Source organism: Citrobacter sp. Cpo089 (assembly GCF_030332695.1).
GTDB classification, from domain to species: domain Bacteria; phylum Pseudomonadota; class Gammaproteobacteria; order Enterobacterales; family Enterobacteriaceae; genus Citrobacter; species Citrobacter portucalensis.
Map to the genome: position 1 here is coordinate 182,458 of NZ_JAOWHJ010000073.1, position 23,889 is coordinate 206,346.

Annotated in this window: 20 protein-coding genes; 14 read left to right on the top strand and 6 right to left on the bottom strand. The window is 53.1% G+C overall.

Translation table 11 applies throughout. The features are described 5' to 3' along the window. The first annotated feature begins 23 nt into the window (after positions 1 to 23). Both paaX and paaY read left to right on the top strand, forming a co-directional pair. Positions 24 to 950 (top strand): phenylacetic acid degradation operon negative regulatory protein PaaX, encoded by a 927-nt coding sequence (paaX, locus tag OGX92_RS20725; protein ID WP_286587015.1) that lies wholly within the window; start codon positions 24 to 26, stop codon positions 948 to 950. A gap of 11 nt (positions 951 to 961) precedes the next feature. Beyond that, positions 962 to 1,558, top strand: coding sequence for a phenylacetic acid degradation protein PaaY (paaY, locus tag OGX92_RS20730; RefSeq protein WP_003832248.1), 597 nt, complete (start codon positions 962 to 964; stop codon positions 1,556 to 1,558). Between the two features lie 22 nt (positions 1,559 to 1,580). Here the strand turns inward: paaY and fhuE are convergent, their stop codons facing one another. Further along, positions 1,581 to 3,767, bottom strand: coding sequence for a ferric-rhodotorulic acid/ferric-coprogen receptor FhuE (gene fhuE / locus OGX92_RS20735; RefSeq protein ID WP_286587016.1), 2,187 nt, complete (start codon positions 3,765 to 3,767; stop codon positions 1,581 to 1,583). 349 nt (positions 3,768 to 4,116) lie between these two features. On the opposite strand from fhuE, the gene hinT reads away from it, so the two are divergent. The 8 genes from hinT to OGX92_RS20775 all read left to right on the top strand — a co-directional run bounded on the left by hinT (position 4,117) and on the right by OGX92_RS20775 (position 10,969). Continuing rightward, complete coding sequence (gene hinT / locus OGX92_RS20740; RefSeq protein ID WP_003030826.1) at positions 4,117 to 4,476, top strand: purine nucleoside phosphoramidase; 360 nt, start codon at positions 4,117 to 4,119, stop codon at positions 4,474 to 4,476. Positions 4,477 to 4,478: 2 nt separating this feature from the next. Beyond that, on the top strand, positions 4,479 to 4,853 hold the full coding sequence (locus OGX92_RS20745) for a YcfL family putative periplasmic lipoprotein (protein WP_079937935.1): 375 nt from the start codon (positions 4,479 to 4,481) through the stop codon (positions 4,851 to 4,853). A gap of 13 nt (positions 4,854 to 4,866) precedes the next feature. Next, a complete protein-coding gene (lpoB, locus tag OGX92_RS20750) occupies positions 4,867 to 5,508 on the top strand; it encodes a penicillin-binding protein activator LpoB (protein WP_003832255.1) in 642 nt (213 codons plus the stop codon). Continuing rightward, complete coding sequence (gene thiK / locus OGX92_RS20755; protein WP_003832257.1) at positions 5,489 to 6,313, top strand: thiamine kinase; 825 nt, start codon at positions 5,489 to 5,491, stop codon at positions 6,311 to 6,313. The genes lpoB and thiK overlap by 20 nt, the downstream gene beginning before the upstream one ends. 10 nt (positions 6,314 to 6,323) lie before the next feature. Further along, positions 6,324 to 7,349, top strand: a complete 1,026-nt coding sequence (gene nagZ / locus OGX92_RS20760; RefSeq protein ID WP_286587017.1) for a beta-N-acetylhexosaminidase — start codon at positions 6,324 to 6,326, stop codon at positions 7,347 to 7,349. Positions 7,350 to 7,370: 21 nt separating this feature from the next. Further along, positions 7,371 to 7,913 (top strand): alpha/beta hydrolase YcfP, encoded by a 543-nt coding sequence (gene ycfP, locus OGX92_RS20765; protein ID WP_003030817.1) that lies wholly within the window; start codon positions 7,371 to 7,373, stop codon positions 7,911 to 7,913. A 1,043-nt stretch (positions 7,914 to 8,956) separates the two neighbouring features. Next, positions 8,957 to 10,261, top strand: coding sequence for an NADH-quinone dehydrogenase (gene ndh, locus OGX92_RS20770; protein ID WP_003832263.1), 1,305 nt, complete (start codon positions 8,957 to 8,959; stop codon positions 10,259 to 10,261). Positions 10,262 to 10,429: 168 nt separating this feature from the next. Next, positions 10,430 to 10,969: a glycine zipper 2TM domain-containing protein gene (locus OGX92_RS20775; RefSeq protein ID WP_003030814.1), complete on the top strand. Its 540-nt coding sequence runs from the start codon at positions 10,430 to 10,432 to the stop codon at positions 10,967 to 10,969. Positions 10,970 to 11,026: 57 nt separating this feature from the next. Here OGX92_RS20775 and OGX92_RS20780 read toward each other — a convergent pair whose 3' ends face one another. Beyond that, entirely contained in the window at positions 11,027 to 13,207 is a 2,181-nt protein-coding gene (locus OGX92_RS20780) for a TonB-dependent siderophore receptor (protein WP_240389271.1), read from the bottom strand. A gap of 255 nt (positions 13,208 to 13,462) precedes the next feature. Continuing rightward, entirely contained in the window at positions 13,463 to 14,098 is a 636-nt protein-coding gene (gene comR / locus OGX92_RS20785; protein WP_003832266.1) for a TetR family copper-responsive transcriptional repressor ComR, read from the bottom strand. 243 nt (positions 14,099 to 14,341) lie between these two features. Between comR and bhsA the strand changes: the two genes are divergently transcribed. Next, positions 14,342 to 14,599, top strand: coding sequence for a multiple stress resistance protein BhsA (gene bhsA / locus OGX92_RS20790; RefSeq protein WP_003030810.1), 258 nt, complete (start codon positions 14,342 to 14,344; stop codon positions 14,597 to 14,599). A gap of 86 nt (positions 14,600 to 14,685) precedes the next feature. On the opposite strand, the gene ldtC is transcribed toward bhsA, so the two are convergent. The 3 genes from ldtC to OGX92_RS20805 form a co-directional block, all read right to left on the bottom strand. Continuing rightward, the gene (gene ldtC, locus OGX92_RS20795) at positions 14,686 to 15,651 is read right to left on the bottom strand and encodes a L,D-transpeptidase LdtC (protein ID WP_126318429.1); all 966 of its coding nucleotides are present in this window, start codon (positions 15,649 to 15,651) and stop codon (positions 14,686 to 14,688) included. A 155-nt stretch (positions 15,652 to 15,806) separates the two neighbouring features. Continuing rightward, the gene (mfd, locus tag OGX92_RS20800; protein ID WP_286587018.1) at positions 15,807 to 19,253 is read right to left on the bottom strand and encodes a transcription-repair coupling factor; all 3,447 of its coding nucleotides are present in this window, start codon (positions 19,251 to 19,253) and stop codon (positions 15,807 to 15,809) included. Positions 19,254 to 19,371: 118 nt separating this feature from the next. After that, positions 19,372 to 20,436 (bottom strand): acyltransferase family protein, encoded by a 1,065-nt coding sequence (locus tag OGX92_RS20805; protein WP_003832275.1) that lies wholly within the window; start codon positions 20,434 to 20,436, stop codon positions 19,372 to 19,374. Positions 20,437 to 20,697: 261 nt separating this feature from the next. Between OGX92_RS20805 and lolC the strand changes: the two genes are divergently transcribed. From lolC to lolE, 3 genes are read left to right on the top strand one after another with little or no spacing between them, the layout of a single operon-like run. Then, positions 20,698 to 21,897: a lipoprotein-releasing ABC transporter permease subunit LolC gene (lolC, locus tag OGX92_RS20810; RefSeq protein WP_286587025.1), complete on the top strand. Its 1,200-nt coding sequence runs from the start codon at positions 20,698 to 20,700 to the stop codon at positions 21,895 to 21,897. After that, a complete protein-coding gene (lolD, locus tag OGX92_RS20815) occupies positions 21,890 to 22,591 on the top strand; it encodes a lipoprotein-releasing ABC transporter ATP-binding protein LolD (RefSeq protein ID WP_003832278.1) in 702 nt (233 codons plus the stop codon). The genes lolC and lolD overlap by 8 nt, the downstream gene beginning before the upstream one ends. Continuing rightward, the gene (lolE, locus tag OGX92_RS20820; RefSeq protein WP_003030804.1) at positions 22,591 to 23,835 is read left to right on the top strand and encodes a lipoprotein-releasing ABC transporter permease subunit LolE; all 1,245 of its coding nucleotides are present in this window, start codon (positions 22,591 to 22,593) and stop codon (positions 23,833 to 23,835) included. The genes lolD and lolE overlap by 1 nt, the downstream gene beginning before the upstream one ends. The last annotated feature ends 54 nt before the right edge of the window (positions 23,836 to 23,889 follow it).

Sequence of the window (23,889 nt, forward strand, 5' to 3'; positions counted from 1 at the left end):
AAAATAACAACACTATGAATCATATGGAAAAACTCGATAATTTTATTCAGCAGGCGGTCACCGCGATGCCGGTCAGCGGCACCTCGCTTATCGCCTCGCTTTACGGGGACTGTTTATCGCAACGCGGTGGAGAAGTCTGGCTCGGTAGCGTTGCCGCGCTGCTGGAAGGGCTTGGCTTCGGTGAACGTTTTGTACGTACCGCACTGTTTCGCCTTAATAAAGAAGAATGGCTGGACGTAGTACGTATCGGCCGCCGCAGTTTCTACCGCCTGAGTGATAAAGGGCTACGCTTGACGCGCCGCGCCGAGAGCAAAATCTATCGTGCCAGCGCCCCTGAGTGGGACGGTACCTGGCTGCTGCTGCTGTCGGAGGGGCTGGAGAAAAATACCCTGGCCGAAGTTAAAAAGCAGCTGTTATGGCAAGGTTTTGGCGTACTGGCGCCGAGTCTGCTGGCGTCGCCATCGCAAAAGCTGGCGGACGTACAGTCGCTGCTCCATGAGGCTGGGGTGGCGGAAAATGTCATCGTTTTTGAGGCGCATTCGCCGTTGGCACTCTCCCGCGCTGCGCTGCGTGAGCGGGTAGAAGGGTGCTGGCACTTAACCGAACAAAATGCCATGTACGAGGCGTTTATCACGCTGTTCCGTCCGTTGTTACCGCTACTGCGTGACGCCGGGCCGGACGAACTTACGACAGAGCGCTGCTTCCAGATCCGCTTGTTGCTCATTCACTTCTATCGTCGGGTTGTGCTCAAAGATCCGCTGCTGCCGGAAGAATTGCTGCCTGCTCACTGGCTGGGTCAGACGGCGCGTCAGCTGTGCATTAATATTTATCAACGTGTTGCGCCCGGCGCCCAGGTTTTCGTCAGCGAAAAAGGCGAGAGTTCGGTGGGGGAACTGCCCGCGCCGGGGCCGCTCTATTATCAACGTTTCGGCGGATTAGCCGAGGTGTAACAGGAGAAGCCATGCCGATTTACCAGATTGACGGGATGATCCCGGTAGTTCCTGCAGAAAGCTATGTTCACCCAACCGCAGTGCTGATTGGCGATGTCATTCTCGGCAAAGGTGTTTATGTTGGTCCCAACGCCAGCCTGCGCGGAGATTTTGGACGTATCGTGGTTAAAGATGGGGCGAATATCCAGGATAACTGCGTGATGCACGGATTTCCCGGTCAGGATACGGTGGTGGAAGAGGACGGACATATCGGCCACGGGGCGATTCTGCACGGCTGTGTGATTGGGCGGAACGCGCTGGTCGGCATGAGTGCGGTGATTATCGATGGCGCGACCATCGGTGAAAACAGTATCGTTGGTGCCTCGGCGTTTGTGAAAGCGCGCGCTGAGATGCCTGCCAACCATCTGATTGTCGGTAGCCCGGCGAAAGCGATTCGCATGTTAACTGAGCAGGAACTGGTGTGGAAAAAACAGGGCACTCGCGAGTATCAGGTGCTGGTGGAGCGCTGTCAGCAGACGCTTGCAGAAGTGGAGCCGCTGACTGCGGTAGAACCCGACAGAAAGCGGCTGGAGTTTGATGAGAATTTGCAACCTAAGTCAGCGAGTTAGCGATTCTACGCAATACCCGGCGTCAGAACTGATAGCTGGCGGTGATGCTGACGTTGCGCGGTTCGCCATAAACGATAGAACCGTCGATATTCGTGTCGTAGGTTTTATCGAACAGGTTATTGAGGTTACCCTGCACTGAGAAGTTTTTTGTTACCTGGTAGCGGGTGAACAAATCTACCAGGGCGTAGCTTCCCTGTTCCGCGCGGAATGTGCCATAAGGCGTGACCGTATCGCTGTAAACACGATTCTGCCAGTTAACTCCACCGCCGACGGTCAGTTCCGGCATGGCTGGCAGGCGATAACGGGTAAACAGTTTGACCGTGGTCCGCGGCAGGTTTGGGTTTACTGCATTGCCTTCGTTGTCTTCTGCAACATAGCGTGTCGCACCAAACGTCATCTGCCAGTTATCAGTGATCGCACCGTTAATCTCGAATTCAACCCCTTTGCTGACCGTGCCATCCATCGCTTTAAAGGCCGTGTCGCCATTGCTACCGGCGATTGGCACGCCGGTTGATTGCGCTACGTTGTCCTGTTCAATGCGGAACACCGCGAGCGTGGTGGTTAAACGGCTGTTCATCCAGTCGGACTTCAGACCAAGCTCATAGTTGTTGCCGGTGATCGGAGAGAGATATTTACCGGAGCTGTCGCGCTTGTTCTGCGGCTGGAAGATTGAGGTATAGCTGGCGTAGGTAGACCAGTTATCGTCAATGTCATATACCAGACCCGCATACGGCGTGGTGTGGTTTTGCTCCATGCTGTAGGTCAGGGTGTCGATACGCCAGTTGGTGTAACGTGCGCCGACAATCAAATGCAGTGGGTCAGCCAGCGAAATACGCGTTGCGGCGTACAGCGATTTCATGTGCGTGGTATCGTCCTGAGCCAATGACTGCGGGTTCCAGTTGGTTTCCGGGAAGTTACCATCGTAGGTATAGAAGCTGCCGATTTCGTTGGGGAAAACGTTCGCCCACGAGCTTTCATAACGGTTATTCTGTTTACTGTAGCTGCCGCCCAGCATCAGATTATGCTGACGACCAAACAGATCGTAACCGCCGTCGGCAAATAGATCGACAGCATCCACTTTACGTTTGCCGCTGTTCCAGCCGGTTCCTCCGACGTAGTCATATCCCGGACCATAGTTGCCATATGGGCCAATCAGCGTGCCGTCGGCCTTATTAACATAGGCATCGACGTACATCATTTTACTGTCGAACTTGACCTCGGAGTGGGTGGCGTTCATGGTCGCCTGCCAGGTATCGGCAAAACGTTGTTTGATGGTGACAAACACTTTGTTGAAGTCTTTATCGTTGTAAGCCCAGTCCGGCGCAGTGCTGCGCGAACGGTCATAGCTGTTTTTACTGCCATCGGTATTCCAGCGCGGCAATCCACCCCAGGTTGGGCTGTTGATATCAATGCGCTGATATTCATAGCCCGCAGACAGGCTGGTGGTGTCACCCAAATCGGCATCGACAATCCCGGAGAAGAACATTTTTTCGCTATTGTAGCGATCAAGCCAGGAGTCGTTATTCTGGTAACCCGCCACGATGCGGCCGCGCACGTTGCCGTCTGCCGTAAGCGGGCTTTGCAGATCGGTCACATAGCGTTGTTTATTCCAGCTGCCATATTCCGCTGAAACATTACCGGTGAACTCGCGGCTGGTGGCATGCTTACGGATCATGTTAATGGAGGCTGAAGGGTTACCCGTCCCGGTCATTAGCCCGTTTGCGCCACGGACCACTTCGACACGCTCAAAAAGGGCGGTGTCAGAAAGGGCGTCACCGAGATTCCAGCGGGATTCAAAATAGGTCGGGATCCCATCGACCATATAGTTATCAATCTGAAATCCGCGCGAGTAATAGCTGCTGCGATCTGAATCCGCCTGGCTTTTGCTTATCCCCAACGTGTTGTCCATCACATCGCCCAGCGTTTGCAATTGCTGATCTTCCATGCGTTGCTGGCTGACAATGCTGACCGATTGCGGAATATCGCGCTGTGTCATCTGCATTTTTGTGCCAGCGGTGGTCGATTTAACGCTGTAATCCTGCTCCTCACTGGATGCGGATGGAGCAGAACCCTCCACGATCACTGTCTCTTCTGCAGGGGCTGCGAGGCTGGTGGAAGGTAAAAGGGCTAGCGTGATGCATGCTGCCAGCAAAGAAAGGGCAAGCCCCGGTTGGCGTTGAACATTCCCGTTGAGTGTTGTGAAAGACATCGAAAAGCCCTTGATAATTATTAATATTAAGTTCGAATCACCGATAGTTGTGATGAACCCTTTGGTTGTAAATTATTAAATGCGCATGTAAATACAAATGCGAAATATACGCATTAGCAGTCAATGTGTAAACAGATGCTACGACATAAATGAAATATTGTTTCAGTACTAAGCTTGAGCAATAGCGCAGGGAAATGGTTATAAGAGCAGCACTGACTGAGGTTTTCGCTTAAAAAATCGAGGGTTAAAGTTGAAAGAGCGTGAGTAACTCGCTCATACTCTATACTCGCAGAGTTACCCGGCGTAGCATGGCAAAACGCCTGGGCTGTTAATGAAAAAGGAAAACGTCGTGGCAGAAGAAACTATATTCAGCAAAATTATTCGTCGTGAGATTCCGTCGGATATCGTATACCAGGATGAACTGGTCACTGCGTTTCGTGATATTTCCCCTCAGGCACCAACGCATATCCTGATCATTCCTAACATTCTGATCCCAACTGTCAACGATGTGACGGCGGAACATGAACAGGCATTGGGCCGCATGATCACCGTTGCGGCGAAAATTGCTGAGCAGGAAGGCATTGCTGCAGATGGGTACCGCTTAATCATGAACACCAACCGCCACGGGGGGCAGGAGGTGTATCACATTCATATGCACCTGCTGGGTGGACGTGCGCTTGGCCCAATGCTTGCGCATAAAGGTCTGTAAGCATGACCAGAGGATGCATTGCGCTTTCACTGGGTTTGCTGTTGCTGGCGGGTTGTCGAACACATCCTGAAATTCCGGTAAGTGATGAACAGTCGCTGGTGATGGAATCAACGATTCTGGCGGCGGGTATAACAGCAGAACAGCCCACGTTAACCACGTCTGATATTCAGGCCTCGGCATCCTCTCGACTCTATAACGAAAGACAAGAACCCGTTACCGTTCATTATCGGTTTTACTGGTATGACGCCAGAGGGCTGGAAATGCACCCTCTGGAAGCGCCACGCAGTGTGACTGTTCCGGCTCATTCGTCGGTGACGCTGTATGGCAGCGCCAATTATCTGGGGGCGCACAAGGTTAGACTTTATCTTTATTTGTAAGGGGTGAATCTTGATGAACAAAATGAATCGCTACGCACTGATTGCCGCGCTGGCGATGTTTCTCTCTGGCTGTGTGGTGCAACGTGAGCCCGCGCCGGTAGAGGAAGTCAAGCCGGTGCCGGAACAGCCTGCGCAGCCGCAACAGCCGGTTCCGGTTGTGCCAACGGTGCCAACCATACCGCAGCAGCCGGGCCCGATTGAGCACGAGGACCAAACGGCGCAGCCGACGCCACGTCAACGTCATTATGACTGGAATGGGGCGATGCAGCCGATGGTCGGCAAAATGCTGCAGGCCGACGGCGTCAAAGCGGGTGGCGTTCTGCTGGTTGATAGCGTGAATAACCGTACCAACGGCTCGTTGAACGCGGGGGAAGCCACCGAGACCTTGCGTAACGCGCTGGCGAATAACGGTAAGTTTACTCTGGTTTCCGCTCAGCAACTGGCCGTCGCCAAGCAGCAGTTAGGTCTGTCGCCAAACGATAGCCTGGGAACACGCAGTAAAGCGATTGGTATCGCCCGTAACGTTGGTGCGCAGTATGTGCTTTATTCCAGCGCATCTGGCAACGTCAATTCGCCTGCGCTGCAAATGCAATTAATGCTGGTACAAACTGGCGAGATAATCTGGTCAGGTAAAGGTGCCGTTCAGCAACAATAACAGACTCACGCGCGGCGAAGTGTTGTCGCGCTATTTCCCGCAGTATCATCCCGTTGCAACCAGCCAAACCGGCCTGAGCGGCGGGAGCTGCATCATTGAACACCGTTCCCACCGGCTGGTACTGCGCTGCCATCACGACCCTGACGCACCGGAATCTCATTTCTTACGCCAATACCATGCGCTAAAACACCTGCCAGAAAGCCTTGCGCCACGTCCTCACTTTTATACGCGTGGGTGGATGGCAGTCGAGTTTTTTCACGGTAAGGTAGAATCCAGATTACCGGACGCCGACGAACTCGCAGGCTTACTGTATCATCTGCACCAGCAACCCCGATTGGGCTGGCGAATTAGCCTGCTTCCGCTACTTGAACAGTACTGGCAGTGTGGCGATCCGGCGCGTCGTACACCATGCTGGCTGCGCGCGCTGAAGCGGCTAAGGAAACGAGGTGAGCCCCGACCTTTGCGCCTGGGGCCGCTGCATATGGATGTTCACGGTGACAACATCGTACGTACTGCCTCAGGGCTGCGGCTGATTGACTGGGAATACGCCGGAGACGGTGATATTGCCCTGGAGCTGGCGGCAGTATGGGTTAGCGATGAATCCCAGCACCAACAGTTGGTTAGCACCTACGCCCAACGAGCGCACATTGAGCCAGACGTTTTGTGGCGACAGGTCAGACAATGGCAACCCTGGATAATGATGCTGAAGGCGGGGTGGTTTGAGTATCGCTGGCGGCAAACCGGCGATCGACAATTTATCAGGCTGGCCGATGAAACCTGGCGGCAGCTAACAATGAAAGGATAAGGAGAGCAGTGTGGGCCCAGTAATGTTGGATGTCGAAGGGTATGAGCTGGACGCTGAAGAGCGTGAGATTCTGGCACATCCGCTGGTAGGTGGGTTGATCCTCTTTACCCGAAATTATCATGACCCGGAACAGCTGCGTGAATTAGTGCGCCAGATCCGGGCTGCGTCACGTAACCATCTGGTGGTGGCGGTAGATCAGGAAGGCGGACGCGTACAGCGTTTTCGTGAAGGCTTTACCCGCCTGCCTGCGGCTCAATCCTTTGCTGCGTTGCACGGTCTGGAAGAGGGCGGCAAACTGGCTCAGGACGCCGGGTGGTTGATGTCCAGCGAAATGATCGCGATGGACATTGATATCAGCTTTGCACCGGTACTGGATGTGGGCCATATCAGCGCGGCAATCGGCGAGCGTTCTTATCATGCCGATCCGCTAAAAGCGCTGGCGATGGCGACCCGCTTCATTGACGGGATGCATGCTGCTGGCATGAAAACGACCGGTAAACATTTCCCAGGACATGGGGCGGTGACGGCGGATTCACACAAAGAAACCCCAACCGATCCACGCCCAGAAGCCGAGATTCGTGCGAAAGATATGTCCGTGTTCCAGACGTTGATTACGGAAAACAAACTGGATGCCATTATGCCTGCGCACGTCATCTACAGTGATGTAGATCCGCGTCCGGCGAGTGGTTCACCTCACTGGCTGAAAACGGTGCTGCGCCAGGAGCTTGGCTTCGATGGTGTCATTTTCTCCGACGATTTGTCGATGGAAGGGGCGGCGATTATGGGAAGCTATGCGGAGCGTGGACAGGCATCGCTGGATGCAGGTTGCGATATGATCCTGGTCTGCAATAATCGTAAGGGAGCGGTCAGTGTGTTAGATAATCTGTCGTCGATCAATGCAGAACGTGTTACACGTTTGTATCATAAAGGTTCATTTTCACGTCAGGAACTGATGGACTCGGCACGCTGGAAGACGGTAAGCGCTCAACTTAACCAACTTCATGAGCGCTGGCAGGAAGAGAAAGCAGGTCATTAACGCAAGTTTGGCGAGGATGCGATGATTATCTATTTACACGGTTTTGACTCTAACAGCCCGGGCAACCATGAGAAGGTGTTGCAGCTGCAATTCATCGACCCGGATGTCAGGCTGATTAGCTACAGTACGCGGCATCCTAAACATGATATGCAGCATCTGCTGAAAGAAGTGGACAAAATGCTGCAGCTGAATGTGGATGACCGTCCGCTGATTTGTGGTGTGGGGCTCGGGGGATATTGGGCTGAACGGATTGGTTTCCTGTGTGATATTCGTCAGGTAGTGTTTAATCCCAACCTGTTCCCGTATGAGAACATGGAAGGCAAAATCGACAGACCTGAGGAGTATGCAGACATCGCAACAAAATGCGTGACCAATTTCCGTGAGAAGAATCGCGATCGCTGCCTGGTGATCCTGTCACGTCATGATGAAGCGCTTAACAGTCAGCGTTCGTCGGAAGAGCTGCATCATTTTTACGAGATAGTCTGGGACGAAGAGCAGACGCATAAGTTTAAGAATATCTCTCCGCATTTGCAGCGCATCAAAGCGTTCAAGACGTTAGGTTAATTCTTATTGAGCGTTTAAAAAAACAGCCTCCAGGCTAATGCTCGTCAGTTACGAACGTATGGTGAACATGTGATCCCGGCTCAGGGTTCCGTTCACCTCAGCGGTGTCATTTCTCTGAAGCGCAGATACCTGTGAACGTGCAAGGGAGGCTCACCGCCGCCTCCCTTGCAACCCAGGCTCCCGGCGGGAAAACCGTCGCTGCGCGATTATTCGCCCCATCCCTGGGACTTACCCCTTCGGGGCCAGCGCAAGCGCTGTTCAAAATTGCTCCCGGCAATTTTGTTATTCGTCTTATGCCGTCTGCCTGTCGGGTCGGGGTCGAGCCTGCATCCATGCAGGCCGTCCCCTCTGTCCGCATCCCTGCGGACAGACCCGGTCAGCCGTCAATGCCTCATCGATTTTCAGCCGGACCGGGGTCATCGCTTCAACGCACTGACTTCCAGTTAAATCTTTTTTGCTGTTTAAACAAAAAACGCAGATGGTCAGGTGTGGGCTGGTCCGGCTGAAAATTGCCGACGTGTTTCCGTAAGGCCGGGAGAGCCAGCATGGATGCTGGCTCAGGGCGCGCTTTGCAAGGACGCTTCCTCGCGCCCGGCCCGGTAGCCTGGAGGAATAAGCGGAGGGTATTGCGCAGCAACAATTTTCCTGCCGGGAGCCGGGATTGTAAAGGGCGTGGCGGAGAACGCCCTTTACACGTTCACAGGAATCGGTGCTTAAGAGAAATGATGAGCATGAGGTGAACGGAACTCTTTCTCCGAGATAGCATGTTCTTTACCTCGGGCAGCACAGCTTGAAGCTTTCTGAAACTGAGGTGCTAACTGACTGGCATTACAGCCATCGGGCTGTTTTTTTGTTCTTAAAGTTCCGGTTGTCTATCTTTTCAGCATCAAAACTTGATACACATCAATTTTGGTATGACCAATGCACCGTTCGTGTTATTCTCACTCTCGAAGAACATTTTCATTACCGTAACTTGTTGTTAATTAAAGGCTATGCTTATAACCTTTAATTAACAATTGGTTAATAAATTTGAGGGGGTCACGTTGACTACACCATTGAAAAGGATCGTGATTGTCGGCGGCGGTGCTGGCGGACTGGAAATGGCGACGCAGCTGGGTAAAAAACTCGGGCGTAAGAAAAAGGCCAAAATCACACTGGTAGACAGAAACCACAGTCACTTGTGGAAACCGTTACTGCATGAAGTGGCGACGGGTTCACTGGACGAAGGTGTGGATGCGCTGAGTTATCTGGCTCATGCCCGTAACCATGGCTTCCAGTTCCAGTTAGGCTCGGTGGTGGATATCGATCGTGAAGCGAAGACCATTACTCTCGCTGAGCTGCGTGATGAGAAGGGTGAGCTGCTGGTTCCTGAGCGTAAAGTGCCGTATGACACGCTGGTGATGGCGTTGGGCAGTACGTCCAACGATTTCAACACCCCTGGCGTGAAAGAAAACTGCATTTTCCTCGATAACCCGCATCAGGCGCGTCGTTTCCACCAGGAGATGCTGAATCTGTTCCTGAAGTATTCCGCGAATCTGGGCGCTAACGGAAAAGTGAATATCGCCATTGTGGGTGGCGGTGCGACGGGGGTTGAACTCTCCGCTGAGCTACACAATGCGGTAAAACAGCTGCACAGCTATGGCTACAAAGGGCTGACCAACGACGCGCTGAACGTTACGCTGGTCGAAGCCGGTGAGCGTATTCTGCCTGCGTTGCCGCCGCGTATTTCCGGTGCTGCGCATAATGAGTTAACCAAATTGGGCGTACGCGTACTGACCCAGACGATGGTAACCAGCGCTGACGAAGGCGGACTGCACACCAAAGATGGCGAATACATTAAAGCCGATCTGATGGTGTGGGCGGCGGGTATCAAAGCGCCAGACTTTATGAAAGATATTGGCGGTCTGGAAACGAACCGTATTAACCAACTGGTGGTTGAGCCAACTCTGCAGAGCACGCGCGATCCTGACGTGTACGCGATTGGCGACTGCGCTTCCTGCGCCCGTCCGGAAGGCGGTTTTGTGCCTCCGCGCGCTCAGGCTGCACACCAGATGGCGACCTGTGCGATGAACAATATTCTGGCACAGATGAACGGCAAGCCGCTGAAAGCGTATCAGTACAAAGATCACGGCTCTCTGGTATCGCTCTCTAACTTCTCTACCGTGGGTAGCCTGATGGGCAACCTGACCCGTGGTTCGATGATGGTGGAAGGGCGTATTGCGCGCTTTGTGTACATCTCATTGTACCGCATGCACCAGATTGCTTTGCACGGCTACTTCAAAACCGGCCTGATGATGCTGGTCGGCAGTATCAACCGGGTGATTCGCCCACGTCTGAAACTGCATTAATATCGACTTGTGGCGTCGGATGATTTTACGCATCCGGCGCCTTCCTTCAGAGTTGTCTGAATCATTCCGCTTTCGCTCCACCTCCCGCTATTTTCATCCGTAATCTGATTGGCATTCCTTACCTTCTGTTGCAAAGTTGTTGCTAATAGCAAAAAAGGAGGAAGTCCCGTGAATAAATCAATGTTGGCGGGTATAGGGATTGGCGTAGCTGCTGCGCTGGGTGTTGCAGCGGTGGCCAGTCTGAACGTTTTCGAGCGTGGCCCACAGTATGCGCAAGTTGTCTCTGCAACACCGATTAAAGAGTCAGTAAAAACACCACGTCAGGAGTGCCGGAACGTAACGGTCACGCACCGTAAGCCGGTACAAGATGAAAACCGTATCGCGGGTTCCGTACTGGGCGCGGTTGCGGGTGGTGTTATTGGGCATCAGTTTGGCGGTGGACGTGGTAAAGATATTGCCACCGTGGCCGGTGCTTTAGGCGGCGGCTATGCAGGTAACCAGATTCAGGGTTCGATGCAGGAAAACGATACTTACACCACCACGCAGCAACGTTGTAAAACGGTGTATGACAAATCTGAAAAGATGCTGGGCTACGACGTGACGTACAAAATTGGCGATCAGCAGGGGAAAATCCGTATGGATAAGGACCCCGGTGCGCAAATTCCGTTGGATAACAACGGACAGTTGGTACTGAATAACAAAGCGTAAAATAGCATTATCCTGAACATTAGCCCCCCATTCGCTCAGGCTGGGGGGCTTTTTTTATCAGAAGGTTAAGGCGTAGTTCAGACCAAAAGTACGACCCCGGCCCTTGTATTCATACAGTGACGGGCTGCCGTAGGTTGGGCTGTACAGCAGTGGCGCACGTTGTCCCCACAGTGTGGTGTACTCTTCATTCAGCAGGTTTTCCACGCTGAAGGTCAGCTTACCCAACGGGAGCTGATAGCTGCCGATAAAGTCCATGGTGTTATAGCCATCGAGCTTGTTACCGCTGGCGTCGGTCAGATCAAATGTTTGCTGGCTCTGTACGCGCAAGGTCCACGGTTCTGGTGCCCAGCCGACCCACGCGGTTGCTTTGGACGGTGAGGCCAGCGTGACATCCCATTTTTGCCATTTACCGTTCTGCTTCACTTCCGATTTAATGACATTGAAGTTGCCGCCCAGACTCCAGTCCGTATTCGCAATGAAATAATCCACTGCACCTTCAAGGCCATAAATGCGGCGATCGTCGGGCTGAACGTTAATGGTCATATCGCTGCGGTTGATAACGATCGATTTATCCGAAGTCGAGTAGTAAGCGGCCAGTTGCGTGCGCAGACTATCGCCGGTGTAGCGCCACCCCAGTTCGTACGAGTTCACTTTAATCCCTTCCAGACGTGAATCCGCCACGTTGACGCTGCGCTGGAGCTGGTAATGATCGCCAACCAGCGAATAGGTACCGTTACCGTAATATTTCCCTGGGTCCGGAAGCTCCACGCCCTGAGAAAAGTTAAACCACGTTTGCTGACGGTCGGTCAGGTGGGCAAGGATACCGGCGTTGAACAGGAAATTATCATAATCGGTTTTGCCGCCTGGAATGGTATCGGCAGAGTTCGCAAGCCCGGTCGCGATTCCCTGCTGTTGAGCATAGCCAACGAAATCATCAACCCTGTTTTCGGTCCACTGATAGCGCACGCCGCCGCTGAGGGTAAAGATATCGTTAATGTCATAGCTGTTTTGCAGGAAAGGCGCGAAGTTGGTGATGCTGTAACCGGGGTAACGCCCGGTAGTATAAGCTGTACGGTTATCCATACCGCCGGAGGGTAGGGACCAGGCCAGATCGAAGAATTTCTGATTGGAGTCGAAGGTTTCGTGATCGGCATCGACACCCCACGTCAGCTCCCAGTTATCCATCAACTGGCTGTTGAGAGTAATTTTGGCACCAAACTGGTCTGTGTCCTGCTGTGATGCGGAGAAACTGGTGACCTTACCTTTGCTGAGCGTAGGGAAGGGGTAGAATTTCAGTGATTCATCACGGTAATAGATTTGGCTGACCAGGTTCTGGCCATAAAAATCCGCATCTGAATATTGCAGGCTAATAAGATGACGTTCGGTGCCGGGAATACGATCGGAATTCAGTCCGCTGCTGGTGTATGCTTTGCCGTTTCCGGTCACGGCGGACATGTTCTCGCCGAGATCCAGCCCGTAATCGTCATCCCCCTGACTCTTATAGTACTGAGTAACCAGTTGCAACTGACGGTTGTCGTCAAGTTCAATTGTCCCGGTGCCCATGATGTCCAGACGATCGGAGTGCTGTAGCCCGGTTTGGGTGTTATCCAGCAGCAGGGCATCGTGATTACCGTCATACCAGCCGCCAAATCGTTGATACGCGACGGACATACGCCCGGAAGCTCGATCGGTTCCGCCACTCACCGCCGCGGCAACACGTTCATCATGATCGTTGCTATTGTTGAAACCGCTTTTGCTCCCCAGTTCGAGTTCTACTTCACGCTCCGGCTGGCCTTTTTTGGTGACAATGTTGATTAATCCGCCGGTACTGCCACCGCCATAAAGTGAGGTTGCGCCTGAAATGACTTCAATGTGCGCAATATTAAACGGGTCAATGGAGTCAAGTTGACGGCTGTCGGTTCGCGAGGAGTTCAGACGGACGCCGTCAATGAGCACGACAATGGCGCGACCACGCATGTTCATGCCGTAGTTTGTGCGTCCCTGGCTACTAACATCGATTCCTGGGATTAGCTGAGCAAGAACATCCTTGAACTCTTTTCCTCCCTGAACCTGTTGTTCAATCTCGCTTCCTTCAATAACCCAGGTCGTTTGCGCCATTTCTGCCACGGTGCGCTGGCTACGGTTGGCGCTGACGATGAGATTCTCTTCCTCAGCCGCAATGGCCGGAAGGGTTAAAGACAACAGGAGAGGATTGAGCACCCAGAGACGCTTATGCATTTGTATTCCTTTTAAAAAAGAGTCGATCTGTTTTTGTTATGACGGTAAAGAAACCGATGGTTACATTGTGAAACAGGCGTTAAAACAAATGCGAATATTGCTGATAATAATTGTCGTTATCAATACATTTTACAAAAAATGATCGGGTAAGATGATGAAAACAATGAAGAATGTAGGGGTAATGCGTGAAATTCTAACCGGGGGCTTTATCAGCTCCCGGGGTTGTGAGTACTGCGGGGGAATTACGGGAAAGGGTTAAGCTTTGACGAGTTCGGGCCACAGACGCAGCGTTGTATGTGCGATCTGCATCAGTTTTTCAAACGTTGCACCTTCCCGGGCGCTGATCGACATACCTTGTAAAATACAGTTCAGGTATTCGGCCAGTTTTTGCACGTCGCAATGGGCTGGAATTTCGCCTCGTTGCTGGCGCTGGCGAAGAAACTGGGTAAGCGTCTGTTCCTGCATTGCATGGCGGGATTTCACCGTGTGCGCAATATCGCGGGAAGAGGCCGCCAGCGTCGCAGAAGTGTTAATCATGAAACATCCCGCCGGGGTGTCCTTGCTGGTAAAGCAGGTCGCTATGGCGGTGAAATAGTCTTCTAGTGCGGACTCAAGGCTTTTTTCTTCACAAAACAGTTGGGCTTCGTGTTTCGCCGCAAAGCGGGTGATGTAGCGGTCCAGTACGGCACGGAACAACCCTTCTTTATTGGTGAACTCCGCATACAGCGTGGGCGCTTTTGCGCCGGTGGCTTCCACGAGATCGGCGAGTGATGTCGCTTCATATCCGTGCTGCCAGAAGAGTGTCATGGCCTTATCAAGCGCGGCTTCCCTGTCGAACACTTTTGGTCGGCCACGGCTTTTTTTAGCACAACCTGTCGTTTCAGTTGTCATGGCGCCGATGTACCTTTGTTGGGTTTATTGAATAACCATTATAAAAATATTCGACTGCACACTCCAGCGGATTCACGATAAAAATAATTTATAGCTATTAGCATGAAAAATAAGACCTTTATATTTTATATAACGATCATTATAAAAAAATGTTGACGTGTGACATGGATCACATCTATGATTTACCTATCGATCGTTAAGTTAATATTTTCGACACCCATTCATCTGCTAAAGGTCACTATCATGAAAAACGTAAAAACACTGTTTGTCGCTGCTGTTCTTAGCTCACTGTCATTTGCAAGTTTTGCCGCTGTTGAAGTTCAGTCCACTCCTGCGGGTCAAGAGAAAGTCGGTACTATTTCTGCGAATGCGGGGACTAACTTAGGTTCTCTGGAAGATCAACTGGCGCAGAAAGCCGATGAGATGGGTGCTAAGTCTTTCCGTATTACTTCCGTTACCGGTCCTAACACTCTTCACGGAACTGCTGTTATCTACAAATAAGATTTAACCCATCGCAATGCCACTGCGAGTTAAATAAAAAAACCCCGCGGAATAAAATCCAGCGGGGGTTTTTTTATACGCTACGATTACAGCGGTTGTTGAGCAACGTCATGATGACGGGTCACATCGACCGGCATGCCTGAGCGAATCTCCATCGCATGATCCATGACGGCGGTATCTGTTTGCGCCGCATTTTTAAATGTCTGCATGGACGCGTTCAGCACGATCGGCAGCAGTTGCGGATCGTCATTGATTTTTTCGGACAGCGGTTGGTGTACTTCCACCAGGCGCACGCCATTAGGCTCTACGGATGCTTTAATCGGCGTATTGATAATATTGACCTTAGTTCCGGGCGTTACCTGACGGAACAGGGTTTCGATATCACCGTCGCGCAGACGAATACAGCCGGAACTGACACGCATTCCGATGCCAAAATCAGCATTTGTACCGTGCAACAGGTACACGCCGCCGTATGCCGCTAAGCGAATCGCATGATGGCCCATCGGGTTATCCGGACCGGCTGGCACAACGGCAGGCAGGTCAATCCCGTTTGCTTTGTATCGCGCGCGGATATTTGCCGTTGGCGTCCAGGTGGGATTGGCGCGTTTATCAGAGATGGTGGTTACCATCGTAGGCGTCAGCGTGTCACCACCTAACTGGCCAATACCAATAGGATACACGGTCACCGAATTGGTCCCCGGCTGGTAATAATAAAGACGCAGTTCGGCGAGGTTGATAACAATACCTTCGCGCGGGGCGTCAGGTAGCAGAGTTTGTAACGGGATCGTCAAAACGCTGCCCGGACGTGGTACGTAAGGGTCAACGCCAGGGTTGGCCTGCAGTAGCGCGAGAAAGCCGACATTGTACTTTTTCGCAATCGCCTCCAGAGAACCGCCATTGTCTTCAACAACATGAACGGCATTCTGACCCACCAGACGGCTTCCCGGTGGCGGCAGCGGCCAGGTGTTTGCCTGAACCGGAAGTGCTAACGCGAATGTCGCTGCAAGCGTAAAAAACGCGAGCCAGCGAGAGAGTCGTTTATTGTTTAACATCACCATAAATCCATTGTTTTTACGTGGTTTTTATTATGTAAAAGTAAACGAGAATTATGGCTGTTTGCTGTGTCGGGAAGTGCAGGGAAGTGCAAAGAGTTTGTAAATTCATCAGGCCGGGTGAGTGGTGTGCTCACCCGGCCTGTTCGCTATGCTTATGCTACGGCGTTTTCTTCAAGCTGACGCATAAACTGGCGGACCCAGTCGATCCGCGTTTTACGCTCGCTCAACTCCTGCATGAATTTCAGCCGGGTTGGACCGTCCAGACGGAAGTGCTGCGGCTGCTTTTGCAGTAAACCAATCAGCCAGACCGGGTTGACGTGGTTTTTCTCGGCAAATTCAATGGTACCGCCTTTTTCATTGCCTTCGAGCTTTCTGATCCCCAGTTTCTGCGCCTGCTGGCGTAAACGGGCGATATCCAGCAGCGTACGAGCCGGGTCGGGCAGCAAGCCAAAACGGTCTATCAGCTCAACCTTAATTTCTTCCAGTTCGTTTTCGCCTTTCGCACTGGCAATGCGCTTGTAGAACGACAGTCGGGTGTTTACATCCGGGATATAGTCATCCGGCAGCAGAGACGGCATGCGCAGTTCAACTTCGGTTTGCTGGCTGGTGAGATCTTCCAGTGACGGCTCACGCCCTTCTTTGAGCGCATCGACCGCGTTTTCCAGCAGTTCCATATACAGTGAGAAGCCGATGCTTTCCATGGAACCACTCTGATCTTCACCCAGTAATTGCCCGGCGCCGCGAATTTCGAGGTCGTGGGTCGCCAGCGCAAAACCTGCGCCCAAATCTTCCAGCGAGGCGATGGCTTCCAGACGTTTTTGCGCGTCGGTGGTCATTGCTTTCGGATGCGGCGTCAGCAGCCAGGCGTAAGCCTGGTGGTGAGAACGTCCCACACGACCGCGCAGCTGGTGTAATTGCGCTAAACCGAAGTGATCCGCTCGTTCGATGATGATGGTGTTAGCGGTGGGGATGTCGATCCCGGTTTCGATAATGGTGGTACACACCAGCACGTTAAAACGCTGATGGTGGAAATCGTTCATCACGCGTTCCAGTTCGCGCTCGCGCATTTGTCCGTGACCGATACCAATACGCGCTTCCGGCACCAGTTCAGCCAGCCTGTCAGCGGTTTTCTGGATGTTTTCGACGTCGTTAAACAGATAATAAACTTGTCCCCCGCGCAGAACTTCACGCAGGATCGCCTCGCGTACCACCAGATTGTCGTATTCGCGCACGAAGGTTTTGACCGCCAGACGACGAGCGGGTGGTGTGGCGATAATCGACAGATCGCGCATGCCGCTCATTGCCATATTGAGCGTACGTGGAATTGGCGTTGCCGTCAGGGTCAGAATATCGACATCTGCGCGCATCGCCTTGATGCGTTCTTTGTGGCGAACGCCGAAACGGTGCTCTTCATCGACAATCAGCAGACCCAGATCTTTTAACTTCACATCCGCTTGCAGCAGTTTGTGCGTGCCGATGAGAATATCAATTTTTCCCTCGGCAACTTGCTCCAGAATCTGCGCTTGCTCTTTGGCGCTACGGAAACGGGACAACATCTCAATGCGTACCGGCCAGTTGGCAAAGCGGTCGCGGAAGTTGTCGAAGTGCTGCTGTGCGAGCAGAGTGGTCGGCACCAGCACGGCAACCTGCTTGTGGTTCTCTACGGCGAGAAAGGCCGCGCGCATCGCGACTTCGGTTTTACCAAAGCCGACGTCGCCGCACACCAGACGGTCCATGGCCAGCGGTTGACACATATCGCTGAGTACCGCGTTAATCGCCTGCGCCTGGTCAGGCGTGGTTTCAAACGGGAAGCTGTCGCAAAACAGCTGGTACTGTTCACGGTCATGCTTAAAGGCAAAGCCTTCTTTCGCCGCGCGCTGGGCATAAATATCCAGCAGCTCTGCCGCAACATCGCGCACCTTCTCAGCGGCTTTCTGTCGGGCGCGTGACCAGGCATCGCCGCCAAGTTTATGCAGCGGCGCATTCTCTTCCGCGCCACCGGCATAGCGGCTGATCAGATGCAGTGACGACACCGGCACGTACAGTTTGGCGTCGTTGGCATAAGTGAGCATCAGGTATTCACCGGTGATGCCGCCCGCTTCCAGCGTGGTCATACCGGCATAACGACCCACGCCGTGCTCCAGATGCACCACCGGTTGACCGGGATGCAGCTCTGCGAGGTTACGAATTAACGTATCCGGGTTGATGGTGCGACGAGAATCCTGGCGGCGGCGCGCCACGCGTTCCCCAAGCAGATCGCTTTCACAAATCAGCGCCAGATTGCGTTTGCTATCGATGAAGCCGTGCTCAGCTGCGCCAATCATCAGATAACGACCGTTATCTACGGCTTCATCGAGTCGCAATATCCGCTTCGGCGCCACTTTGATACGGGCGAGCAGTTCGCCAAGCGCTTCACGGCGGCCTTCACTTTCCACCGAGAAAATCACCGGACCGGTGAAGCCTTCAAGGAATTTACGTAACGCATCTAACGGCGCTTTTTGCTGCGCCTGAACGGCAATATCCGGCAGCTTCTGGAACCCGAGGTTGGTATTTGCTGCTTTGTTCGCCAGACTCTCGGTTTTCAGTTGAACGCGCGGCCAGCGTTTAAGTTCAGAAAACAGCTCATCAACCCGCAGCCACAGCGATTCCGGCGGCAGAAGCGGGCGCATCGGATCAACACCGCGATTTTCAAAGCGTGACAGGGTATCGGCCTGGAAGCGTTCTGCGCTGGTCTCGATATCACCGGTATTCACCAATAATGTATTGGAGGGGAAGTAGCTGAACAGCGGCGGCAGCGGCTCGCAGAAAAACAGCGGTTGCCAGTATTCAATACCCGCAGGTAACGTGCCTTTGCTAACCTGCTGGTAAATATGTTCGGCGTCGCGTTTCACCTCAAAGGTATCGCGCCACTGGCTACGGAATAGCTCGATGGCCGTTTTGTCAGTCGGGAATTCGTGCGCGGGAAGCAAATTAATGGCATCGACTTCTTCCAGCGTGCGCTGGGTGTCGGTATCAAACAGACGCAGGCTGTCGATTTCGTCATCAAAGAAATCCAGACGATAAGGCAACTCGCTGCCCATCGGGAACAAATCCAACAACGCGCCGCGGGTGGCGTATTCGCCGTGTTCCATGACCTGATCAACATGGCGATAGCCCGCACTGTCCAGCTGTTCACGCAGAGCGTCACGTGAAAGTCGCTGGCCCTTTTTCATGACCAGCGCATGGCCGTGCAGATAGCTGTGCGGACAAACGCGCTGCATCAGTGTATTTACCGGAACGATCAGCACGCCGCGCTGCATGGCAGGCAGTTGATACAGCGTGGAGAGCCGCGAGGAGATAATCTCCTGATGGGGAGAAAAGCTGTCGTAGGGTAGCGTTTCCCAGTCGGCCAGGTTCATCACCATCTGGTCGGTAAACTGACGAATTTCATCATGCAGACGCAGCGCATTTTGCATGTCCGGCGCGATCAGGACCACTGGACCCGCGTGATGTTCGGCGATTTCGGCGACCAGCGTTGCGCAGGCTGCACCGGTAAGCTCACCTAACTGGCGCTGATCGCCAGCTTTCGCCGGGAGCGTATAACGATGTTGTTCAGGCATTCGGTTGTCAGGATCTCGTTTAGATATACATCTGATAAGCAATGTTCTTTATTATCCGTGATCGTTTCTCATAAGCAAATTGATTCGCCCCCTGATGGGGGCAAAAAGCGCGTAGGGGTTAGCGCGAGACAGCCGATAAAGAAGGCGGGGAAAAGAGCAGATCGGCCACTGTTTTTTGTGAAATTTTACGTACCAACAGGCCAAACAAGGTGCACAGCAGCAGGCAGGCGAACGGATACACCAGCAGCAGGGCCAGCTCCGCATAGGCAGGCCAGGCGGTATAATTGATTTTAGGGATTAGCGTTAAGCTGAACAGCTCAACCAAAATACGGTGGGTGGTGTAGATGGCAATGGTATTGGCACCAATCACGCTTAACGGGCCGGACTCACGCATACCAAAGCGCAGCTCAAATTGATAAAACAGCTTCATGATCAGCACAATGGAAAGCAGAGAAAGTAATAGTGAGACATTTGCCAGCCACGCGACGACGGCGGCGATTGCGCTAACCAGAACAATGACCGCATGGCGGCGCAGAGGCACCTCCTTGATCCATACCATCAGCGTTGCGCCAAACCATGCACCGAGGCTGTACCAGGGCAGATTGCGAATCACGCTGTTCATTCCCCACCACGGCGTCGGGACAAAATTGATCGCCACGCTCAGCACCACAAATAACGCCAACAGCGGCGCCGCCCAGCGGCTGAAAATCTTACACAGAACAAAATAGACAATCAGCGCATACAGATACCACAAGCTGGTGCTGGCGGTCAGCATTCCGTGGGTAAAACCTGTGATCGAATCGGCATAAGCGGCGTTGGCGGCATGGCTCAGATCGCGCTGTGGGGCCAACCAGTTATTGAGCGCGACTAACGCTAGCCATTGCACCACACCCCAAAGTACCAGCACCCAGGCAATGCTCCAGATCCGTTTTTCCACGCAGGTTGTCCACGGGACGCTATCAATGTAGCGACGGATCAGATATCCCGAAATAAAGAAAAACACCGGCATGCGAAATGGCGCCAGGTACAAATTGAGGTAAATCCAGCATTTGCTCAGCAGCTCTGAAAGCGGATGCTGAAAAGTAGTAAGGTGCGGGTAAAATGTGATTACCGAGTGGTAAATCACCACCAGACAAATACATAACCCTTTGATTTGATTAATCCATAGTTCTTTTTTCTTCATCGAGACGGCGTATCCATATTGTTGGCTATAGCCTGCCATCCTGCGCAACCCGCTGTGCGCTGTAATGCGTAACTGTCTGCATTTTGTTTTTTTAAGATAAAGATCAGGGACCCGGGCTGAAGGGAAGAGGGACAACTTTAGCGAATTGATTTATTTATACTTTTAGGAATAGTGCTGACGAACACTTACGGTTCAGTCATTTACCCATTCCGCTTTCGCTTATATACTCGTGACTTTGCTAACAGCAACCAGACGGATTTCATGTACCAACCTGTCGCTCTATTCATCGGCCTGCGTTATATGCGTGGGCGTGCAGCAGATCGCTTCGGTCGCTTCGTTTCCCGGCTCTCCACCATAGGCATTACTCTCGGGGTAATGGCGCTGGTCACGGTGTTGTCGGTGATGAACGGTTTCGAGCGCGAGCTGCAAAACAATATTCTTGGCCTGATGCCTCAGGCCGTACTCTCGTCTGAACAGGGTTCCCTCAACCCGCAACAACTGCCGGAAAAAGCGGTGGTGTTGAACGGCGTCAACCGCGTTGCACCCATAACTACGGGAGATGTGGTGCTGCAAAGCGCGCGTAGCGTGGCGGTCGGCGTGATGCTCGGTATCGATCCGGCACAAAAAGATCCGTTAACGCCGTATCTGGTCAATGTGAAGCAAACAGATCTGCAACCGGGTAAGTATAATGTCATCCTCGGCGAGCAGCTTGCCGGGCAGTTGGGCGTGAACCGTGGCGATCAAATCCGTGTGATGGTGCCCTCGGCCAGCCAGTTTACGCCGATGGGGCGTTTGCCGAGCCAGCGTTTGTTTACGGTGATTGGCACTTTCGCCGCCAACAGCGAAGTCGATGGCTACCAGATGCTGACCAACATTCAGGATGCCTCGCGTCTGATGCGCTATCCGGTGGGTAATATCACTGGCTGGCGTCTGTGGCTGAACGAACCGTTAAAAGTTGACACGCTGAGCCAGCAAACGCTGCCGCAAGGTACCAAATGGCAGGACTGGCGCGAGCGCAAAGGGGAACTGTTCCAGGCCGTGCGCATGGAAAAGAACATGATGGGGCTGCTGCTTAGCCTGATCGTGGCGGTGGCGGCTTTTAATATTATTACCTCGCTGGGTCTGATGGTAATGGAGAAGCAAGGGGAAGTGGCGATTTTACAAACGCAGGGGCTAACGCCGCGGCAGATAATGATGGTGTTTATGGTTCAGGGGGCCAGTGCCGGGGTGATTGGCGCGCTGCTGGGCGCTGTACTGGGTGCATTGCTCGCCAGCCAACTGAACAATCTGATGCCAATTATTGGTGTGCTGCTGGATGGCGCTGCGCTGCCGGTCGCTATCGAGCCGCTGCAGGTTATCGTCATTGCGCTGGTGGCGATGGCCATCGCGCTGCTGTCTACGCTTTATCCTTCCTGGCGCGCTGCCGCCACTCAACCCGCTGAGGCTTTACGTTATGAATAAGATCCTGCTGCAATGCGACAACCTGTGCAAACGCTATCAGGAAGGCACTGTGCAGACCGATGTACTGCACGATGTCAGTTTTTGCGTCGGTGAAGGTGAGATGATGGCGATTGTCGGCAGCTCCGGCTCCGGCAAGAGTACGCTGCTGCATCTGTTAGGTGGATTGGATACCCCGACTTCCGGCGACGTCATTTTTAGCGGTCAGCCAATGAGCAAGCTCTCGTCGGCGGCGAAAGCGGAACTGCGTAATCAGAAGCTGGGCTTTATTTACCAGTTCCACCATTTGCTGCCGGATTTTACCGCGCTGGAAAACGTAGCGATGCCGCTGCTGATCGGCAAGAAAAAACCGGCTGAAATCACCGAGCGCGCACGGGATATGCTGAAAGCAGTAGGGCTGGATCATCGTGCCAGTCATCGCCCGTCTGAACTGTCTGGCGGCGAACGCCAGCGTGTGGCCATCGCGCGTGCGCTGGTGAATAACCCGCGCCTGGTCCTGGCAGATGAGCCAACAGGTAACCTGGATGCGCGTAACGCGGACAGCATTTTTGAGCTTCTGGGCGAGCTGAACCGCTCTCAGGGCACGGCATTTCTGGTGGTGACGCACGATCTGCAACTGGCGAAGCGGATGAGTCGCCAGCTTGAAATGCGCGATGGTCGCCTGACGGCTGAACTGAGCCTGATGGGAGCTGAGTAATGGCTTCGCCTTTATCGTTATTGATTGGTCTGCGCTTTAGCCGTGGTCGGCGTCGCGGCGGTATGGTTTCTTTGATTTCGGTGATATCTACCGTTGGCATCGCGTTGGGTGTGGCGGTGCTGATCGTCGGTTTAAGTGCCATGAACGGATTTGAGCGTGAGCTGAACAACCGTATTCTGGCCGTAGTCCCACACGGAGAGATTGAAGCCGTAAATCAACCGTGGAATAACTGGCAGGAAGCGCTCGACAAGGTACAAAAAGTGCCGGGTATTGTCGCCGCGGCGCCTTATATCAACTTTACCGGACTGGTGGAGAGCGGGGCGAACTTACGCGCGGTGCAGGTGAAGGGCGTTGACCCGAAACAGGAACAGCGTTTAAGCGCGCTGCCATCCTTTGTGCAAAACCACGCCTGGGATAATTTTAAAGCCGGTGAACAACAAATCATCATTGGTAAGGGTATTGCCGATGCGCTGAAGGTGAAGCAGGGCGACTGGGTGTCGATTATGATCCCTAACGCCAGTGCGGATCATAAGCTACAGCAGCCTAAACGCGTGCGTTTGCACGTGACGGGGATCCTGCAACTGAGCGGTCAGCTCGATCACAGCTTTGCCATGATCCCAATGGAAGATGCGCAGCAATATCTCGATATGGGAACCAGCGTTTCCGGGATCGCGCTGAAGGTTAACGACGTGTTTAACGCCAATAAGCTGGTGCGAGACGCGGGTGAAGTCACCAATAACTATGTTTACATCAAGAGCTGGATTGGCACCTACGGCTATATGTACCGCGATATTCAAATGATCCGCGCCATTATGTATCTGGCTATGGTGCTGGTGATTGGCGTGGCCTGTTTTAATATCGTTTCCACGTTAGTGATGGCGGTAAAAGACAAAAGTGGCGATATTGCGGTATTAAGAACACTCGGGGCGAAAGATGGGTTGATCCGTGCCATTTTTGTCTGGTACGGCCTGCTGGCGGGTCTGTTCGGTAGCCTGATAGGCGTTGTCATCGGGGTGGTTGTCTCGTTGCAACTGACGCCGATCATAAACGGGATTGAGGCGCTTATCGGCCATCAGTTCCTGTCCGGCGATATCTATTTCATTGACTTCCTGCCATCGGAATTACACTGGCTGGATGTGATTTACGTGCTGGTGACAGCACTCGTGCTGAGTCTTTTGGCAAGTTGGTATCCGGCGCGTCGCGCCAGCAATATTGATCCTGCGAGAGTACTTAGCGGCCAATAACAACAATAATACACGACAGCATTCATGCTGCATCAAGGCGTAGCCAACGCAGAG

Coding starts and splice junctions, on each gene's coding strand:
- paaX (WP_286587015.1), top strand. CDS start 24: ATGGAAAAACTCGATAATTTTATTCAGCAGGCGGTCACCGCGATGCCG.
- paaY (WP_003832248.1), top strand. CDS start 962: ATGCCGATTTACCAGATTGACGGGATGATCCCGGTAGTTCCTGCAGAA.
- fhuE (WP_286587016.1), bottom strand. CDS start 3,767: ATGTCTTTCACAACACTCAACGGGAATGTTCAACGCCAACCGGGGCTT.
- OGX92_RS20745 (WP_079937935.1), top strand. CDS start 4,479: ATGACCAGAGGATGCATTGCGCTTTCACTGGGTTTGCTGTTGCTGGCG.
- lpoB (WP_003832255.1), top strand. CDS start 4,867: ATGAACAAAATGAATCGCTACGCACTGATTGCCGCGCTGGCGATGTTT.
- ycfP (WP_003030817.1), top strand. CDS start 7,371: ATGATTATCTATTTACACGGTTTTGACTCTAACAGCCCGGGCAACCAT.
- OGX92_RS20780 (WP_240389271.1), bottom strand. CDS start 13,207: ATGCATAAGCGTCTCTGGGTGCTCAATCCTCTCCTGTTGTCTTTAACC.
- comR (WP_003832266.1), bottom strand. CDS start 14,098: ATGACAACTGAAACGACAGGTTGTGCTAAAAAAAGCCGTGGCCGACCA.
- bhsA (WP_003030810.1), top strand. CDS start 14,342: ATGAAAAACGTAAAAACACTGTTTGTCGCTGCTGTTCTTAGCTCACTG.
- ldtC (WP_126318429.1), bottom strand. CDS start 15,651: ATGTTAAACAATAAACGACTCTCTCGCTGGCTCGCGTTTTTTACGCTT.
- mfd (WP_286587018.1), bottom strand. CDS start 19,253: ATGCCTGAACAACATCGTTATACGCTCCCGGCGAAAGCTGGCGATCAG.
- OGX92_RS20805 (WP_003832275.1), bottom strand. CDS start 20,436: ATGAAGAAAAAAGAACTATGGATTAATCAAATCAAAGGGTTATGTATT.
- lolC (WP_286587025.1), top strand. CDS start 20,698: ATGTACCAACCTGTCGCTCTATTCATCGGCCTGCGTTATATGCGTGGG.
- lolD (WP_003832278.1), top strand. CDS start 21,890: ATGAATAAGATCCTGCTGCAATGCGACAACCTGTGCAAACGCTATCAG.
- lolE (WP_003030804.1), top strand. CDS start 22,591: ATGGCTTCGCCTTTATCGTTATTGATTGGTCTGCGCTTTAGCCGTGGT.